The organism is Oryzomicrobium sp. (assembly GCF_021287045.1).
In the GTDB taxonomy this organism is placed as follows: Bacteria; Pseudomonadota; Gammaproteobacteria; order Burkholderiales; family Rhodocyclaceae; genus Oryzomicrobium.
In genome coordinates, this window is the sequence record NZ_JAJTBG010000003.1 from 39,692 (window position 1) to 57,645 (window position 17,954).

A 17,954-nucleotide genomic window follows, 5' to 3' on the forward strand; every position below is an offset into this window, starting at 1 on the left:
AGAAAATGGATGGAGACAGCACCATGAAGATCGGCGAAGCGGCCCAGGAAAGCGGCGTCAGCGCCAAGATGATCCGCCACTACGAAACCATCGGCCTGCTGCCGGCGGCGCCCCGGCGGGATTCCGGCTACCGGGAGTACCAGGGCCGGGACGTGGAGACCCTGCGCTTCATCCGGTCCGCCCGGGACCTGGGCTTCGGCCTGGACGCGATCGGCGAGCTGCTCTCCCTGTGGCGCAACCAGCAGCGCGCCAGCCGGGACGTGAAGGCCCTGGCCGAGCGCCACATCGCCACCCTGGAAGCCAAGGTGGCCGAGCTGAACGCCATGATCGGCGCCCTGCGCACCCTGTCGGCCTGCTGCCACGGCGACAACCGGCCCGACTGCCCGATCCTGGAAGGCATCGGCCACCGGGCCGCGCCGGCGGAGTGACCGACATGACGGCCAATCGGTATCGGCCGTCGGTATCGGCCGTCATTCGCCAGCCGATGAAAAAGGGCGCTTCCACGGGAAGCGCCCTTTTTTGCGTGCCGCTCCAGGCGGCACCGGATCATGCGGCTGAGGCGGAGCGCGCTCAGGCCGGCCGGCACTCGTTGATCAGGGGGGTGTTGGTCTTGCCGTCGAGCAGCAGGCTCTTCCACGGCAGGTCGATCCACACCAGGCCGCTGGCCCGGTCCTCGAAGCGCGGCAGGCCGGAAGAGGAGGCGTCGCGCACCAGGCGGTAGCTGCCGCCGTTCCAGTTGAGGCTGATGCCGGAATTGACCTGGTTGCGAATTTCCCGGTCGACGCGTACGCGCACCTGGTTCTCGCAGTTGTAGGTGCCGCTGGCCAGCTTGAATTCGAGCTGCTGCCCGCTCTGGGCGGCGGGCGGCGCCGACGGGGCCGTGCCGCAGGCAGCCAGGATCAGGGAAAGAGACAGGGCGCCGGGCGCCAGGAGGGAACGGAGGTTCATGCGGTGAGGCCCCTTTTGACGGAAATCGGGGCCATTTTACGCCGTTGTGCCTCCGGCATATGCATTGCAACAAATGATCACCCCGTGAGGCTGGCTTTGCCGTCCGGGCAATCCCGCCTTCACTGCCCACTCCAGTTCAAGCCCGCTTTCCCATCCGCTCCCGCAAAAACTCCACGAACAGCCTCACCTTGGGGGGCTGGGCCGGCCGATAAGGCATCACCGCCCAGATGTCGGCCTGCTGCCGGTAGGCGGGCAACACCCGCACCAGCTGGCCGCTGGCCAATTCTTCATCCACGTCCCAGCGCGAGCGCAGCATGATGCCGTGGCCGTCCAGGGCCCAGCGGTGGACGATCTCGCCGTGGTTGGCGGACAGGGTGCCGCGCACCTTGACCGTCTCTTCCCCGCCCGGGCCGGCCAGACGCCAGATGCCGAAGACGTGGTCCCGCTCGCGGATCACCAGGCAGCGGTGGCGGGCCAGGTCGTCGAGGCGCTGGGGCGTACCGTGGGCCGTCAGGTAGGCCGGAGCGGCGCACAGCACCCGGTGGTTGTCGGCCACCTTCTGGGCCACCAGGTGGGGCTCCAGGGGGCCGCCCAGGCGCACGTCCACATCCACCTGCTCGGCTACCGGGTCGATGGGCCGGTCCAGGATGTCCAGGCGCACTTCCACCAGGGGGTGGCGGGCGGCGAACTCCGACACCACTGGCGCCACGTGGCAGCGGCCGAAGCCGAAGCTGGCGGTGATGCGCAGCAGCCCTTCCGGCTCGGCCCTGCTGGCTTTGACCTCCAAGGCCATTTCCTCGACGTCGGCGAGCAGACGCCGGGCCCAGCGCAGCACCGTCTCGCCGTCCTCGGTCACCGCCAGGCGCCGGGTGGTGCGATGGAGAAGGCGCACGCCGAGCTGCTGCTCCAGGATGCCCAGGCGCTTGCTGACGTAGGAGGGCGAGGCCGACAGGGCGGCGGCCGCGGCGGCCAGGCTGCCGCCGCGCACCACTTCGCAAAAGAGGCGCAGGTCGTCGAGTTGGGGGTAGGCGGCAGGTAGCTGCATGGGACGTCAATCACCACGAATCGTGGTTAATCAATTCACAGAAACGGTATTTTTTCACAAAACAGCACGGGTAAAGTGAGGGCTCTTCTTTCTCACCCGCCCGGAGCCACCATGCCGTCCCCCGCCCCCGCCGCTACATCTGCCCGCCCCGTCCATCGCATCGCCGTCATCGCCGGCGACGGCATCGGCCGCGAAGTCATGCCCGAGGGGCTGCGCGCGCTGGAGGCGGCCGCCGGCAAGTTCGGCATCGGCCTGGAATTCGTGGAGTTCGACTGGGCCCACTGCGACTACTATCTGGCCCACGGCAAGATGATGCCGGACGACTGGTTCGAGCAGCTCTCCGGCTTCGAGGCCATCTACTTCGGCGCCGTGGGCTGGCCGGACAAGGTGCCGGACCACGTTTCCCTGTGGGGCTCCCTGCTGCAATTCCGCCGCCGCTTCGACCAGTATGTGAACCAGCGCCCGGTGCGCCTGATGCGCGGCCTGCCCTGCCCCCTGGCCAACAAGGAGGCGGGCCAGATCGACTTCACCATCATCCGCGAGAACACCGAGGGCGAATATTCGTCCGTGGGCGGCAAGATGTTCGAAGGCACCGACCGGGAGCTGGTGCTGCAAGAATCGGTATTCACCCGCCACGGCGTGGACCGCATCCTGCGCTACGCCTTCGAACTGGCCCGCAACACCGCCCGAGCCGACCGGCCCAAGCGCCACGTCACCTCCGCCACCAAGTCCAACGGCATCGCCATCAGCATGCCCTACTGGGACGAGCGCCTCGCCGCCGTGGCCGCCGAGTACCCGCAGATCGGCTGGGACAAGCAGCACATCGACATCCTGTGCGCCCGCTTCGTCCTCCAGCCCGAGCGCTTCGACGTAGTGGTGGCCTCCAACCTGTTCGGCGACATCCTCTCCGACCTGGGCCCGGCCTGCACCGGCACCATCGGCATCGCCCCCTCGGCCAACATCAACCCGGAACGCACCTTTCCTTCCCTATTCGAGCCGGTGCACGGCTCGGCCCCGGACATCTACGGCAAGGGCATCGCCAACCCTATGGGCATGATCTGGTCCGGCGCCCTGATGCTGGACTTCCTCGGCCAGGGCGACGCCACCTACCGGGCCGCCCACGACGCCATCCTGAAGGCCATCGAGCAGGTGCTGGAGCACGGCCCGCGCACCCCGGACCTGGGCGGCAAGGCCAGCACCGCGGAACTGGGCCAGGCCGTCGCCGCGGCGATCTAAGCACCCCATCCCTTACCGCCACGCCGCCGTGCCTCCCGGGCGGCGTGGGCCGGGCAGCGCCGGGAGGCCCCCAACCCCGACAACCATAACGAAAGAGAGACAACCATGATCCAGCGCTTCAAGCGTTCCGCCCTCTGTCTCGCCCTGGCTGGCCTCGCCACCAGTCTCCTGACCGCCGGTGCCGCCCAGGCCCAATCGGCCAAGCCGGTGTGCGAGCTGATCGCCACCGGCGGCACCATCGCCATGAAGATCGACCCGGTGAAGAAGGCCCCGGTGCCGGCCATTTCCGGCGAAGACCTGCTCGCCACCGTGCCGGAGATCGCCGACTACGCCCGCGTCGAGGTGCTCAACCAGTCCAACGTGCCTTCCGACTACATGGACCCGCCCCGCTGGGTGGCCTTGCAGAAAGCCGTGGACAAGGCCCTGGCACGCAAGGAAGTGGCCGGGGTGATCGTCTCCCACGGCACCGACACCCTCGAAGAGACCGGCTACTTCCTCGACCTGACGGTCAAGAGTGACAAGCCGGTGATCCTCATCGGCGCCCAGCGCAACGCTTCCGAGAAGGACTTCGACGGCCCGCGCAACCTGCTCGGCGCCGCCCGGGTCTGCGTCACCCCCGAAGCCAAGGGCAAGGGCGCCATGCTGGTGCTCAACAACCAGATCAACGCCGCCCGGGAAGTGATCAAGGCCCACACCTCCGATGTGGAGACCTTCAAGTCCGGCGACTACGGCTTCCTCGGCAACGTGGACAATGACCGGGTGATTTTTTACCGCACCCCCCTGCGCCGCCAGCACGTGCCGCTCATCAGCGACAACCTGGCCAAGGTCGAGATCATCCCCATGTTCGGCGGTGCCGACGGCAGCCTGATCAAGGCAGCCATCGCCGGCGGCGCCAAGGGCATCGTGATCCAGGGCCTGGGCTGGGGCAACGTCAACATCCCCATGTACGAGGCCATCAAGGAGGCCATCGCCCAAGGCGTGCCGGTGGTGGTGTCCACCCGGGTGCCCAACGGCCGGGTGCTGCCGGTGTACGGCTTCCAGGGCGGCGGCAAGACGCTGCAGGATCTGGGCACCATCTCTGCCGACAACCTGCCGCCGCACAAAGCTCGCATCCTGCTGATGCTGGCCTTGCAGCACACCCAGAAGCGCGACGAACTGCAGAAGTACTTCGACCGCTAAACGACCGGGATACGACTGTTACCACCAGGCCCTCCGGCCTGGTCGCGGGCACCTGCGGGTGCCCGTTTTTTATCCGCAAATCTACGACAAGAGCATCGCCAACCCCATGGGGGCGATCTGGTCCGGCGTCGTGATGCTGGACTTCCCCGGCCAGGACGACGCCACCTAGCGGGCCGCCGCGGCAAGCCGGCCGAAACAGCCTGGAAGGTGGCCGTACCCGCCAGCCGGGCAGCCAAAACCGGGCCCCGCCGCCCCTACCAAGAAGCCTCTTGCGTTGCCGCTCCCCGCCGCCTAGAACCAAATCATCGGTGAGCCCATCATCAATCGCCCTTGCCTAGCGCTTGAGCGTTCTCGGTCCATATTGGCTGTCACCTTGAATGCGCCGGGCACCTCCCATCAACTTCACGAAGGAGGTTTGCAATGGGAAAGGCGGAACTACGGAGCTTTGGGAAACCCGACGAGGTGCGGGAATTCCCCAAAGGACGGCTGGAAGTGGTGAAGATCGGCGGTGCCACCGTCGGACGTGCCATTTTCGAACCCGGATGGCGGTGGGCAACCTCGGTACAGCCTATTGCCCAAACCAAAAGCTGCGAGGCGCCCCACTTTCAATACCATGTGGCGGGCGTGCTCAAGGTGGTCATGGACGGCGGCGCGGTGCTCGAATGCCACCCCGGCGATGTTTCCCTGCTCCCGTCAGGGCACGATGCCTGGGTGGTGGGCGATGAAGTCGCCATCGTCGTAGACTTCCAGGGCATGGTGGATTACGCCAAAGCCCACTAACCCCAGGAGAGGCAGACAGGCAGCCACCTGATCGTTTCACACCATCAAGCCCCTTGAAACTCAAGGGGCTTTGCCATTCGGCCCCGGGAAAAAGCGGGTAGCGCGAGAACACTTAAATCGCCCCATCCCCCCTCACTTGTGACGATAGGCAGTACCAACCGGCATCGGGAAAATAACGTCCCCCAGCCGTCCCTGCCGCCCCGGAATGAATCCCGCCCTGACCCTGCGCAACTTCGCCCTGCGCCACCTGGTGGCCGACGCCGCGCCCCTGTCCGCCGCCGAGCGCTGGCGCTCCGCCCTGGCCGCCCTGTTCGGCTTCCTGATCACCGAGGGAGTGCTCGCCGTCCTGCCCGCGACGACGGAAACCCGGCATCTGCTGCTGCCCCTGGGGGCCACGGCGGTGATCCTGTACACCTTGCCCCACAGCCCCCTGGGCCAGCCTTGGTCGGTGGCCGGCGGGCTGGTGGTATCCGCCCTGGCCGGGCTGGCGTGCGGACGCTGGGTGCCCTGGCCGGCCCTGGCGGGGGCCTTGTCGATCGCCCTGGCGATCTGGCTGATGGCCCGCCTGCGCTGCCTCCACCCGCCCGGGGGCGCCCTGGCCTTGACCCTGGCCCTGGCGCCCCCGGCCGTAGGGGTGGAAATGGCGGTGGTGGGCGCCAACGTTCTGGCCACCCTGATCGCCGTGGTGGCGGTCAACAACCTGATTCCGGGGCGCCGCTATCCCCAGTGCGTCACCAGCCACGCCCCGGCGGCGGATTCCCCGCCGCCCCTGGCCCGGCCGGGCGTCGCCCACGAGGATCTGCAATACGCTTTGGGGCGGCTCGACACCTTCCTCGACATCAGCGAGGACGACCTGGTGGCGGTCTACAACCTGGCCGCCGAGAGCGCCTTCCGCCGTCACGTCACCCTGCGCTGCAAGGACATCATGACTCCGGCGCCGGTGACCGCCGAGTTTTCCACCGAGCTCAACGACGCCTGGGGCCGCCTGCGCCGGCACCACATCAAGGCCCTGCCGGTGGTAGACCGGGCCCGGCGGGTGATCGGCCTGGTGGGGGTGGAGGATTTTCTCGCCCACGTGGCCGCCGACGCCCGCCGCCCGGTGGGCGACAACATCCGCGCCCTGCTGCGCCCCACGCCGGGGATGTACGCCCACAAGCCGGAAGTGGTCGGCCAGATCATGGAGGAAGGGGTGCTGACGGCCCGGGAGGACGATGACCTGGGGGCTGTGGCCGCCGCCCTGGCGGTGCGCGGCCATCCCCGGGCGATCCCAGTGGTGGATGGCGACGGGCGCCTTACCGGCATCCTCAGCCAGACCGATCTGGTGGCCGCCCTCTTCCACCAGTTGGCCCTGGAACGGGCCGCCGGGCCGGATGCCGGGGACGCTCGATCCGGCTCGCCCAATTCATGACCCGGCCAGGCAAGCGCCATTGAACCAGGCCCGTTTGATTTCCTGATGCCGCCCTCAGGCACCGGAATACCCGGGACCGCAACCGCCTAAGCAATCGCCCCGGCCGCGTCGGCCGGGCCGAGCGACGCCGCCGGCCCTTGGCAGCGCTCAATCCGCTCTGCAAAGCCGCGCCGCGCCCGCTCCAGCGCCGTAGTGTCACCGAGCAAACGCAGGTGATGGTGGGCCGCCAGTACCAGGCCGAAGAGTTCGAACGCCAGTTGCTCGGTGTCGCTGTCCGCCGCCAGATGGCCGCATTCCACCGCCTGGGCGGACGCCCGGGCCAGAGTGGCGAGCAGATGGCGGTGGCCCGCCGCCAGTCGGTCCCGGATCGGCCCGGGCTGGTCGTCGAATTCCACCGCCGCCGCCAGAAGCGGGCAGCCGCCGGGGCGCTCGGGCAGGTCCAGGTTGGCCAGCCACAGCTCGAACAGCCGGCGCAGCCGGGGCAGTCCCCGGGGCTCGGTCAGGGCGGGCTTGATCGCCCGGGCGACGAAGTCCTCCTGGGCCGCCTCCACTACCGCCAGCTGCAAGCCTTCCCGGGAGCCGAAGTGGGCGAACAGGCCGCTCTTGGACAGCTTCAGCCGCTCGGCCAGAACGCCGATGGTCAGCCCCTCGATGCCCACCTGGCTGGCCAGGGCCACGGCCTCGCCGAGGATCAGGGCCCGGGTTTGTTCACCTTTTCCCATGGTCTTCCCTTCCGGATATCGATGGCGCGCCCCGCTGCCGGCCTGTGGGCCTGGGAATCGACAATTGCGGCAACTGCTGCACCTGCGGCAGCCCAGCTGCGCGCAAGGACTTGCACAGGGCCATCGTTTCCACTAAAAATAGCACGATCGTTCGTTTATTTATCGATTTTTTACAGGAGCCCGACATGGCCAAATTCAACAAGACGGTGGAAGTGCGCTGGTCCGACATCGACATGAACCGCCACGTCCGCCACAGCGCCTACGCCGACTTCTGCACCCATGTGCGGGTCGAATGGCTGACGGCCATGGGCTTTCCGCCGGAACGTTTCATCGAACTGGGTTTCGGCCCGATCATCTTCCGCGAGGAAACCGAATACTACCGGGAGGTGCATCTGGGCGAGCGGATCACGGTGGACGTGGAACTGGCCGGAGCGAGCGCCGACAACGGGCGTTTCCGCTTCCGCCATCACGTCATCAAGCCCGACGGTCAGGTGGCGGCCACCCACGAGATCCTTGGCGCCTGGCTGGACCTGGGCGAGCGCAAATTGAGCGCCCCGCCGCCAGCCTTGGCCGAGGTGCTGACCGGCCTGGAGCGCAGCCCGGATTTCAGCGAGATCGTCCCCAGCAACCGCAAGGCGACCCAGGCATAAAGGACCACGCCGGGCACCTGATATGCGGGGCGGACAGGGCGGGCCGAAGCGAACGGCCCCGGCCTCACCGCTAGACGCCGCGCCGCCGGTTGCGGATCACCCACAGCAGCAGGCCGCCGAGGAGCACGCTGGCGGCCACGGTGGCGGCCACCGCCGCCTGCCAGAAGCCGGCCACGCCTTGCGGCACCGGGGCGTGGAAGGCCAGCCAGTAGCCGCCCCCCAGGCCGATCAGCCAGAAGCAGGTGATGTGCATCAGCAACGGCACGAAAGTGACCTTGTAGCCGCGCAGGGCAAAGGCGGCGATGGTCTGGGCGGCGTCGCAGAATTGGTAGACGGCGATGTAGATCACCAGTCCGACGGCCACGGCACGCACCGCCGGATCGCTGCTCACCGGCGCCACCACCGCCTCCCGGGCCAGCCACAGGGCGCCGCCCATCAGCACCGACAGGCCGCAGGCCAGCCACAGGCCGGCCATGGCGGTGCGCCGGGCCCGGGTTTCGTCCCGGGCGCCGACGGCCTGGCCGACCAGGGCCGAGGTGGCGATGGCCAGGGATAACGGCAACATGTAGGTGAGTGCCGACAGGTTGGCGACGATGCGGTGGCCGGCCACCGTCTCGGCCCCCAACCGGGCGACGAACACCGCCATCAGGGTGAAGGCGGAAATTTCCACCAGGTAGGAAAAGCCCATGGGCACGCCCAGGCGCAGCAGTTCGGCCTGGCGCCTCCAATGGATGCCCTCCAGGCGGCGGAAGATGTTGTAGGGCCGATAGACCTCGCCCTTGAGCATGACCAGCAGCGAGGCGCCCAGGGCGACCCAGACGCAGATCGCCTGGGAAATGGCCGCCCCCACCGCCCCCAGGGGCGTGCCGGTCAGGTGGCCGCCCACCAGCAGCCAGGCGAGCAGCGCGTGGCTGACGGTTTCCACCAGGGCGATGACCATCAACGGCTTGGGCCGACCCACGGCGTTGGCCACCGAGGCGAAGGCCCGGTAGCCCAGGCCGGCCGGCAGGGCCAGGATCAGCACGTTCATGTAGGCCCGGGCCTTGGCCTCGATCTCCGGCGCCAGCTCGGCCCAGCCGAGCAGCGGCCCGGGAAAGTGCAGCACCAGGGCGCCGACCACGGCGAGCAGCAGCACCAGCCAGACCCCCTGGCGCACCATGGGGCCGATCTCATCCCCCTTCTGCGCCCCCACCAGGTGGGCCACCACCGGCGACAGGGCCTGGACCACCCCGGCCAGGGCCAGGGCCACCGAGACGTAGATGCCCGACCCCACCGCCACGGCGGCCAGGTCCTCGGTGCCGGCGCGGCCGACAATGACGGTGTCGGCCACCATCATGCCGATGGAGGCGAGTTGGGCGATCAGGACGGGCCAGGCCAGTTGGGCGATCTGCCAGGCCAGGGGCCGGGTGGTGCGAAGCATGGGAAGACGGGACAGGGTAAAAAACGGAAGGGGCGAATGGTACAAAATTAGCGGTACCTTGGCCCGGGGAATCGGCACAGCGCCCAGCCCGACCCGTGGCCCTGGAAAATCATGCACCGCGTGGAAACCAAGGCAGAGCGCGGACTTTCGAGCAACACCCCTGAAAACCCGCGCCCAGACTGGCACTCCCGGCACACCCCGTGAAGAACAAGGACTGGCGCGGGGTTTGACGGGGTGCCGGGTGACCGGGGCGACAGGGCGCGCAACGACAAGAGCAACCGCAAGATCGACAGCGGATGACGGGCAGCGCCGGCGGCAACCAAGCGCAACTTATATCCGTCTAAACCCCAGGCGGGACGGGCATCTCCAGACACCTGCTTCGGATCGCCGCGCCAGTCCTCGATCTCCAATGGCACCCCTTGGAGATCCTTTATCGGCGCGGGGTTTACAGAGGGTGACTGCCGGAACGCGGCTGGCGGCTGGCACGAAGCCCGCCCCGGTGCACCGCCTTACAACTCGTCGTCGTCCTCGCCCGGCTCGTTGGGGTAGACCCGCACCAGCACGATGCGCGGGCCGACCATGCGCTTGACCACCACGTCGAAGGCGCCGAAGCCGATGCGCTGGCCCTCGTGGGGCAGGTCGCCGAGCTTTTGCAGGATCAGGCCGCCCACCGAATCGACGCCGGCCTCTTCGATGTCGATGCCCAGGGCCCGCTCCAGGGTGAAGATGGGCAGGCTGCCCTTGCCCATCAGGGAGCCGTCGTCGAGGCGGGTCCATTCGTTCTGGGACTGGCGGAACTCGTCGCGGATCTCGCCCACCAGGGCGCCGAGCAGGTTGTCCAGGGTGACGAAGCCCAGGGGGCGCTTGTCCTGGTAGGCCACCACGGCGAAGTGCGGCGCCCCTTCGCGAAAACGGCGGAACAAGGCCATGGCCGACTCGTTGGGCGAGACGAGCTGCACCGGCCGCACCAGGTCGTCCAGGCTGGTCAGGTCCTCGCGGCGTTGGAGGGCGATGAAGATGTCCTTGAGGTGCAGCACGCCGATCACCAGCCCGTCCTCGTCCAGGTAGGGGTAGCGGCTGTAGCGCTGCTGCACGATGCGGTCCAGGTTGTCGGCCACCGGATCGTCCCGGCGCAGGGCCACCACTTCGCTGAAGGGCCGCATCAGGTCGGCCACGTCCAGGTCGCCGAAGTCCAGGGCCTGGGCCAGCACCCGCCATTCGGCCTTGGTGTAGTGGCCCTCGGACCCGGAGGAACGCAGGATCAGCTTCAGTTCGTCGGCCGAATACTGGCTGTCCTGCCCCTTGGCCGAACCGCCCAGGCCGAGCACCCGCAGCACCGTGGCGGCGCTGTGGTTGAGCACCCAGATGGCCGGGTACATGCCCCAGTAGAAGGCGTAGAGCGGCGGCGCGGTCCACACCGCGATGGCCTCGGAGCGGCGAATGGCCAGGGACTTGGGTGCCAGTTCCCCCACCACGATGTGCAGGTAGGAGATGGTGAAGAAGGCGAAGAAGAAGGAGATACCGTGGATCAGCTGTGCGCTGTCCAGGCCCAGGGCGGCAAGCAGGGGCTCCACCACCCGGGCGAAGGCCGGCTCGCCGATCCAACCCAGGCCCAGGGAGGCCAGGGTGATGCCGAGCTGGCAGGCCGACAGATAGGCGTCCAGGTCGCTGTGCACCCGGAGCAGGAAGCGGCCGCGCCACCCCCGGTTCTTGGCCAGGGCGCGCACCCGGGTGCCGCGCAACTTGACCAGGCCGAACTCGGCGGCCACAAAGAAACCATTGAGCAGCACCAGAAGCAGGGCTGCGACGATCAACAACAGGTTACTACCCATGAGCGGGACCGCGCCGTACCGCTGTCACGGGCCGTCCCTGTCCTTTCTCGGCACAAAGAGGGCCGTATTCTGCCGGAATTTTGCCGCCCCGTCCCCCTGGCAACGTCATGATACGGCCGTCGAACCCGGCCGTTAAAGCCATATCCGGCGGGCATCGACGTCTTGTCGTACCCCATCGTGCCCACCGCGCGCCTGCATTGCGCCTATGGCGCGGGAAGCACGACCGCCGTGGCGGATCAGGTCAGGCCGCCGGTCTGGCTGCCGTTGCGGATCAGACCCACGGCAATGCCCTCGATGGCCAGGGATTCATGCTCGGTATCGACGACGATGGGCTCGAACTCCGGGTTTTCCGGCAACAGGTGCACCACCCCTGCCGGCAGGCCGCGGTGCTTGAAGCGCTTGACGGTGACCTCGTCCCCCACCCGGGCCACCACGATCTGGCCATCCCGGGCCTCACCGGTGCGGTGCACAGCGAGCAGGTCCCCTTCCATGATGCCCACGTCGCGCATCGACAGGCCCCGCACCTTGAGCAGGAAATCCGCCCTAGGCGAGAACATGCCGGGATCAATCTGGTAGCGCCCCTGGATGTGCTCCTCGGCCAGGATCGGGCTGCCGGCGGCCACGTTGCCCACCAGGGGCAGGCCAAGCTGCTGCACCAGGCGGATGCCCCGGGCGGCGCCGGGTTCGAGCACCAGCACGCCCTTCTTGGCCAGGGCCTTGAGGTGGTCCTCGGCGGCGTTGGGCGAGGCGAAGCCGAAGGCGCTGGCGATTTCCGCCCGGGTCGGCGGCGCCCCGAGGATTTCCAGGGTGTTGCGGATGAAATCGAGGATTTCCTGTTGGCGGGGGGTGAGCTTCATGGGCGGGCACTCCGGCAGGGACGGGCAAGACAGGGCGGGAATCGGCTGATGCGGCCGGGTACAGGCGCCGGCAGCGGCATTGCAGCATTGGTTGGCTGCGGCGTTGGCGGCGCTTTCACCCATTACTGTATTTTTATACAGCCAGGCAAAAATAACAACCCGGTGCCACTCCAGCGCACTCCCGCGGCATGATGCCGCCGGCGTCATGCCAACCCATGGGTATAATCGCCGCCCCATGGTCCCGTTCGCCCGCATCCTGTTCGCCCTGCTCCTCTGCCTGTCGTGCCCCGGCGCACTGCTGGCAGCCGCCGGGCCGCAATCGCTGGTGCTGGACGGCAAGACCCGCCACTTCAGCCTGGACAGCGGACAACTGTCGTTCCTGGTGGACAAGGGGGGCAAGCTGGACATCGGCCAAGTGGCCGCCCCCGAGACCCAGGAAAAATTCGCCCCCCTGCCCGGCAACCTGGGAGCTGGCTACGTGCGGGACGTGTACTGGCTGCGCTTCACTCTGGACCGGAGCGGTACGGCGCCGGTCGAGTGGATTCTCGATGTGCTGCCCACCTACTTGGACGACCTGCGCCTCTACGAGCCCGACGGGCACGGCGAGATGCGCGAGCACCGTTCCGGCGACCTGCTGCCCTTTTCCACCCGGGAGGTGGAATACCGGGGCTTCGCCTTCCGCCTCACCGTGCCCGAGGGCACCTCCGTCTATTACCTGCGCCTGCGCTCCACCAGTTCCATGGCCGCCATCCTGCAACTCTGGCAGGAAGCGGACTTCGCCCCGGCGGTGCAGCGGGAATACCTGTTCTTCGGGCTGCAATCGGGCCTGCTGTTCGCCTGCGCTCTGCTCAGCCTGATCACCTGGCTGGCGATCCGGGAACCCCTGCACCTGCAGTTCGGCGTCATGGTCCTGCTGGTGCAGTTGCTCGCCCTGACTCTGCATGGTTTCACCGCCCAATACCTGCTGCCCGACGATCCCGAGCTGGCGGGCTCCATGGTCGGCGTGCTGGTGGGGTTGAGCACTGGCATGATCTTCTTCTTTCTGCGGGAATTGCTGGAAATCCCCCGCTACCACCCGATACTCAACGTGGTGATGCTGATCGGCGTCGCCCTGGGCTTCATCACCGCCGCCAGCGTGCCCTTCGGGCTCTATTCCTACACGGCGCCGATCTTGATGTTCCTGCCCCTGCCCACCTACCTGTTCCTGCCCTTCGTCTTTCGCCGCCTGCTGCGCCAGCGGGGCCGCAGCGGCTGGATCGACGTGGCCGCCCTGGGCATGTACGTCGGCGTCAGCACCCTCAACGTGGCCGGGCTGGTGGGGCTGGGGCCCTTCCTGCTGTGGGTGCTGAACGGCAACCAGCTGATGACGCTGATCTACCTGCTGCTGTTCAACTTCAGCGTGCACATGCGTGTCGCCGAGGCCAACCAGCTGCGCATCCAGGCCCAGGAGGCCGTCGAGCGGGAACGCCTGATACGGGACGACCAGACCCGTTTCCTGGCCATGATCGCCCACGAGCTGCGCACCCCCATCGCGGTGGTGTCGGCCGCCATGCAGAGCCTGCGGCTGCTCGACCCCCAGCCCGGGGAACCGCGCCAGATCCGCTACCAGCGCATCGAGGGCTCGGTGCGGCGCATGGATACCACCTTGCAGGCTTGCCTGACCGAAGACCGGATCATGACCGGCCGCTGGCTCACCAAGGTCGAGCGGATCGAACTGGATCGCCTGACCCTGGAGCTGATCGACGAAAGCGGCGACGAGGCACGGCGCCGCACCTGCATGACCCGGATCGGCAACCCGCCGGCGGTGGAAGGCGAACAGGCCCTGCTCGTGGTCGTCCTGCGCAACCTGCTCGACAACGCCCTCAAGTACGCCCCAGCTCCAGGGTCCATCGACATCAGCATCGAAGCCAGCACCCATGAAAAGCGCCCCGGGGTGCTGTGGCGCATCATCGACCACGGGCCGGGCCTCGCGCCGGAGCTGGCACGCAAGGTCTTCGACAAATACACTCGCGGCGGCGAAAACAGCGCCAAGCCCGGCCTCGGGCTCGGCCTCTACCTGTCGCGCCGCATCGTGCAATCCCATGGCGGCTGGCTCGACGCCGACCCGGACTACCGGGGCGGCGCCTGCTTCCGCTGCTGGCTTCCCCTCACCCCTCCCGACATCGCCTCACGCAAAACGGTATGAAACGGATCATCGTCGTCGAAGACAATGCAGACCTCCTGGATGAAGTCGTCTTCCACCTGCGTCACCAGACCGGCCACCAGATCAGCGGCGCCGGCGATGCCCGCAGCCTCTACGCCCTGCTGGACACGGAAGGCGCCGACCTGGTGATCCTGGATCTGGGCCTGCCCGACGAGGACGGCCTGGAAGTCGCGCGAAAGCTGCAACAGCGGCCCAACCTGGGCCTCGTCATGCTCACCGCCCGGGGCAGCCTGGACGACCGGGTGCAGGGCCTGCTGGCCGGCGCCGACAATTACTTGGTCAAGCCCGTGGACATGCGCGAACTGGCGGCCGTGGTGGAAAGCGTGCTGCGCCGTCTGCACTTCCCCACCGCCCTCGCTGCCGGCGCCTGGGTGCTCTATCCCACCCGCTGGCAACTGCGCGCCCCCAACGGCACCCTGCTGCCCCTCACCTCGTCGGAAAACCGGGTGCTCCACGCCCTGGCCGAAGCGGGCGGCGAGACGGTCTCGCGCCAGGAACTGGTGACCGCCCAGGGCAAAACCGGCCTGGATTTTGATTTCCGCCACCTGGAATCCATCGTCAGCCGCATGCGCCGCAAGCTCGACCCCCACGTTCCGTCGGGCAAATCGCCACTCAAGGCGGCCCGCGGCATCGGTTACGCCTTCATCGACCCGATTCTCATCGAGGGCTGAGGGGGTTTTCCCGCTGTTTTTCCTGGAAACATGACGCCCATGGCTGGCGATTCCTGACAAAACAGGGGGCTAATCGTGATTTTTTTCGTCTTTTCCAGCAAAAGCTAGCAAATGCCAGTTTTCGCCAGCTAACGGCAAGCGCTTTTTCTTACCATTCTCCGCAATCCTCCCCACCGCTGGGGGCGTCTGCCTTGGAGAATGAAAAAATGGCGAAAAAGCCGTTCCGCTCTGTCCGTACCGTTCTTTTCCCGCTCACCCTCGGCGCCGTCCTGGCCGGCTGCTCGACCCTGCCTCAGCCGCTTGCCCAGGACGAGCAAAAACAGATCACCAGTGCCGACCGGCAAGCCTCCCAGGCCGACGTCGAGCCCCTGGACCATCCCCTGACCCTGGCCGAAGCCATGGCCCGGGCCCTCAAGTACAACCTGGACCACCGCAACCGGCTCATGGAGCAGGCCGTGGCCATGGGGCAGCTCGACGTCAGCCGTTATGACATGCTGCCCAAGCTGGTGGCTTCCGCCGGCTATTCCGGCCGCAACAACGAGAGCATCTCCCGGGCCAAGGATTCGGTTACCGGCAAGCCCTCCCTGGCCAACCCCTACATATCCTCGGACAAGTCCCACACCACCACCGACCTGGGGCTGAGCTGGAACATCCTCGACTTCGGTGTCAGCTACTTCAACGCCAAGCAAAATGCCGACCGGGTGCTGATCGCCTCCGAACGCCGGCGCAAGGCCATGCACAACCTGATCCAGGACGTGCGCAGCGCCTACTGGCGCGCCGCCTGCGCCCAGAAGCTGGAAGGCGAGCTGCGCCAGACCATTGCCATGGCCGAAGCGGCCCTGGACGACTCCCGCAAGGCCGAAGGCGAGAAGCTGCGCAACCCGATGGATGCCCTGCGCTACCAGCGCACCGTGCTGGAAAACCTGCGCATCCTCGAGAGCATCCAGCAGGAACTGTCCGCCGCCCGCATCGAACTGGCCGCCCTGATCAACCTGCCCCCGGGCAGCGCCTTCCGCCTGGCCGAGCCGGGCGGCAAGGAACTCGCCCCGACCTACCAGGACCTGCCCGTCGAGGCCATGGAAGAAGCCGCGGTGGCCAACAACGCCGATCTGCGCGAACAGTTCTACAACGTGCGCATCACCGTGGCCGAGACCAAGAAGTCCATGCTCAAGATGTTCCCTGGCCTGAGCTTTAGCTACACCGGCAAGCACGATTCGAACAGCTACCTGATCAACAAGAGCTGGGAAGAAACCGGCGTCCAGCTCAGCTGGAACCTCTTCAACCTGCTGTCCGCCCCGGCCAACGCCCGCCTGTCCGAAGCCAACGAGAAGCTGGCCGAGCAAAAGCGCATGACCGTGCAGATGGCCGTGCTGGCCCAGGTGCACCTGGCCCGCCAGCAGTACGAGAACGCCTACCGCCTGTTCCAGCGCGCCGACGCCATCTGGTCGGTGGACCAGCGCATCTTCGAACACAGCGCCAACCGGGAAGAAGCCCAGACCCAGAGCAAGCTGGAGCGCATCTCCAACAACACCGCCGCCATCGTCAGCCTGCTGCGCCGCTACCAGGCCCTGGCCCAGGTCTATGCCGCCAATGGCAAGGTCCAGGCCACCCTCGGCCTGGAACCCCAGGTCGGTGACCTGAACACCCTGACCCTGACCCAGCTGACCCCCCAGCTGGAACAGTCGATGAACCAGTGGAGCCAGGCCCTCCAGGCGCCCGTCGCACCGCCTCCCGCAGCAGCCGCGCCGGCCGCCCCGTCCGTGGCCGCAGCGCCCCCCGTCGCCGTTACTGCGGCAGCGATCGCGCCGGCCGCAGAGCCCGCCCAACCAGGCGATGCCAACGCGGCGGCCCAGCGTTTCTTCCTCGCCTCGTTCTCCCTGCCGGCCCGGGCTCCCAGCCTCAACTGGCAGACGGTGAGCCAGGCCGACTTCGCCTGGGTCGCCTCCGCTGGCGAAGCCACCGCCATCGCCAACGGCCGCCTGGTTCTGGGAGTCCCCCGCCAGGGCAAGCGCGAAGCGGTGATCGAGTGGACGGTCAGCGACACCACCGGCCGCCCCCTCGGCCAGGTGCGCCACGTCGGCCAGCTGTCCAAACCCGCCACCGCCGCCGAGTGGCAGGCCCTCAAGAGCGGCGCCACCGCCGCCCTGGCCTCGGCCCAGTACCCGCAATGATGCCGCTGCGCACACCCCGTCGCTTCGGGGGGGCGTTTCTGCTTCCCCTGCTGGCCGCGACGCCCCTCGCCCTGGCCCAACCCGCCGCCCCCGCGGCGGGCGGCGCCCCTGCAACGGCACCAGCCAAGCAGACCCTGGAACGCCAGGAGATCCGCGCCCAGCTTTCGCCGCGCCGCTACACCACCCTGGGCGCCGAACTGGGCGCGAAGATCAACCGCATCACCGTCAAGGAAGGCGAACGCTTCAAGGCCGGCCAGGTGCTGGTGAGCTTCGACTGCTCGCTGCAAAGCGCCCAGTTGCAGCGCGCCAAGGCGGCCATGGCCGCCGCTGACAAGACCTACTCGGCCAACCGCCGCCTGGCGGAACTCAACTCCGTGGGCAAGGTGGAATTGGAAACCTCCGAGGCCGAAGTGGCCAAGGCCCGGGCCGACGTCAACCTGATGAACGCCACCCTGTCCAAGTGTTCCCTGGCCGCCCCCTTCTCCGGCCGCGTCGCCGAGCAGAAGGTGCGCGAGCAGCAGTTCGTCCAGCCCGGCCAGGCTCTCCTCGACATCCTCGACGACAGCACTCTGGAACTGGAATTCATCATCCCCTCCAAGTGGCTGTCCTGGCTCAAGCCCGGCACCGGCTTCAAGGTCCGCATCGACGAGACCGCCCGGGAATACCCGGCCAAGATCACCCGCATCGGCGCCCGGGTCGACCCGGTCAGCCAGTCGGTCAAGGCCGCCGCCGTCATCGACGGCAACTTCCCCGAACTGATCGCCGGCATGAGCGGCAAGATCCAGCTCGTTCCGCCCGCCGGCAATCCCTGAGCCGCGCCCGCCTCCATACC

16 protein-coding genes are annotated in these 17,954 nt (G+C 67.8%); 10 read left to right on the forward strand and 6 right to left on the reverse strand.

Annotation, left to right across the window (positions count from 1 at the left end; translation table 11 throughout):
• Positions 1–5: 5 nt before the first annotated feature.
• Positions 6–428 carry a Cu(I)-responsive transcriptional regulator gene (gene cueR, locus LWW89_RS03900; RefSeq protein ID WP_365780965.1) on the forward strand — a complete coding sequence of 141 codons (423 nt, stop codon included), beginning with the start codon at positions 6–8 and terminating at the stop codon, positions 426–428.
• A gap of 142 nt (positions 429–570) precedes the next feature.
• Here cueR and LWW89_RS03905 read toward each other — a convergent pair whose 3' ends face one another.
• Positions 571–948, reverse strand: coding sequence for a hypothetical protein (locus LWW89_RS03905; protein ID WP_293261385.1), 378 nt, complete (start codon positions 946–948; stop codon positions 571–573).
• Positions 949–1,084: 136 nt separating this feature from the next.
• Positions 1,085–1,993, reverse strand: coding sequence for a LysR substrate-binding domain-containing protein (locus LWW89_RS03910; protein ID WP_293261388.1), 909 nt, complete (start codon positions 1,991–1,993; stop codon positions 1,085–1,087).
• 111 nt (positions 1,994–2,104) lie between these two features.
• Here LWW89_RS03910 and LWW89_RS03915 point away from each other — a divergent pair, with 111 nt between their 5' ends.
• The 4 genes from LWW89_RS03915 to LWW89_RS03930 all read left to right on the forward strand — a co-directional run bounded on the left by LWW89_RS03915 (position 2,105) and on the right by LWW89_RS03930 (position 6,596).
• Positions 2,105–3,229, forward strand: coding sequence for a tartrate dehydrogenase (locus LWW89_RS03915; protein WP_293261391.1), 1,125 nt, complete (start codon positions 2,105–2,107; stop codon positions 3,227–3,229).
• 105 nt (positions 3,230–3,334) lie between these two features.
• The gene (locus LWW89_RS03920; protein WP_293261394.1) at positions 3,335–4,408 is read left to right on the forward strand and encodes an asparaginase; all 1,074 of its coding nucleotides are present in this window, start codon (positions 3,335–3,337) and stop codon (positions 4,406–4,408) included.
• A 420-nt stretch (positions 4,409–4,828) separates the two neighbouring features.
• The gene (locus tag LWW89_RS03925) at positions 4,829–5,188 is read left to right on the forward strand and encodes a cupin domain-containing protein (RefSeq protein ID WP_293261397.1); all 360 of its coding nucleotides are present in this window, start codon (positions 4,829–4,831) and stop codon (positions 5,186–5,188) included.
• A 205-nt stretch (positions 5,189–5,393) separates the two neighbouring features.
• A complete protein-coding gene (locus LWW89_RS03930; RefSeq protein ID WP_293261399.1) occupies positions 5,394–6,596 on the forward strand; it encodes an HPP family protein in 1,203 nt (400 codons plus the stop codon).
• Between the two features lie 86 nt (positions 6,597–6,682).
• Here the strand turns inward: LWW89_RS03930 and LWW89_RS03935 are convergent, their stop codons facing one another.
• Positions 6,683–7,318: a TetR/AcrR family transcriptional regulator gene (locus LWW89_RS03935; RefSeq protein WP_293261402.1), complete on the reverse strand. Its 636-nt coding sequence runs from the start codon at positions 7,316–7,318 to the stop codon at positions 6,683–6,685.
• A 185-nt stretch (positions 7,319–7,503) separates the two neighbouring features.
• Between LWW89_RS03935 and LWW89_RS03940 the strand changes: the two genes are divergently transcribed.
• Positions 7,504–7,968, forward strand: coding sequence for an acyl-CoA thioesterase (locus LWW89_RS03940; RefSeq protein ID WP_365780968.1), 465 nt, complete (start codon positions 7,504–7,506; stop codon positions 7,966–7,968).
• Between the two features lie 70 nt (positions 7,969–8,038).
• On the opposite strand, the gene LWW89_RS03945 is transcribed toward LWW89_RS03940, so the two are convergent.
• From LWW89_RS03945 to lexA, 3 genes are all read right to left on the reverse strand, one after another.
• Positions 8,039–9,388 (reverse strand): MATE family efflux transporter, encoded by a 1,350-nt coding sequence (locus LWW89_RS03945; RefSeq protein WP_293261408.1) that lies wholly within the window; start codon positions 9,386–9,388, stop codon positions 8,039–8,041.
• 509 nt (positions 9,389–9,897) lie between these two features.
• On the reverse strand, positions 9,898–11,220 hold the full coding sequence (locus LWW89_RS03950) for a hemolysin family protein (protein ID WP_293261411.1): 1,323 nt from the start codon (positions 11,218–11,220) through the stop codon (positions 9,898–9,900).
• 236 nt (positions 11,221–11,456) lie between these two features.
• Positions 11,457–12,077 carry a transcriptional repressor LexA gene (gene lexA / locus LWW89_RS03955; RefSeq protein WP_293261414.1) on the reverse strand — a complete coding sequence of 207 codons (621 nt, stop codon included), beginning with the start codon at positions 12,075–12,077 and terminating at the stop codon, positions 11,457–11,459.
• 235 nt (positions 12,078–12,312) lie between these two features.
• On the opposite strand from lexA, the gene LWW89_RS03960 reads away from it, so the two are divergent.
• The 4 genes from LWW89_RS03960 (at position 12,313) to LWW89_RS03975 (ending at position 17,934) form a co-directional block, all read left to right on the forward strand.
• Positions 12,313–14,262, forward strand: coding sequence for a sensor histidine kinase (locus LWW89_RS03960; protein ID WP_293261417.1), 1,950 nt, complete (start codon positions 12,313–12,315; stop codon positions 14,260–14,262).
• Positions 14,259–14,951 carry a response regulator transcription factor gene (locus LWW89_RS03965; RefSeq protein ID WP_293261420.1) on the forward strand — a complete coding sequence of 231 codons (693 nt, stop codon included), beginning with the start codon at positions 14,259–14,261 and terminating at the stop codon, positions 14,949–14,951. Before LWW89_RS03960 ends, LWW89_RS03965 begins: the two co-directional genes overlap by 4 nt.
• 206 nt (positions 14,952–15,157) lie before the next feature.
• The gene (locus tag LWW89_RS03970) at positions 15,158–17,122 is read left to right on the forward strand and encodes a TolC family protein (protein WP_293261423.1); all 1,965 of its coding nucleotides are present in this window, start codon (positions 15,158–15,160) and stop codon (positions 17,120–17,122) included.
• Positions 17,119–17,934, forward strand: a complete 816-nt coding sequence (locus LWW89_RS03975) for an efflux RND transporter periplasmic adaptor subunit (RefSeq protein WP_293261426.1) — start codon at positions 17,119–17,121, stop codon at positions 17,932–17,934. The genes LWW89_RS03970 and LWW89_RS03975 overlap by 4 nt, the downstream gene beginning before the upstream one ends.
• The last annotated feature ends 20 nt before the right edge of the window (positions 17,935–17,954 follow it).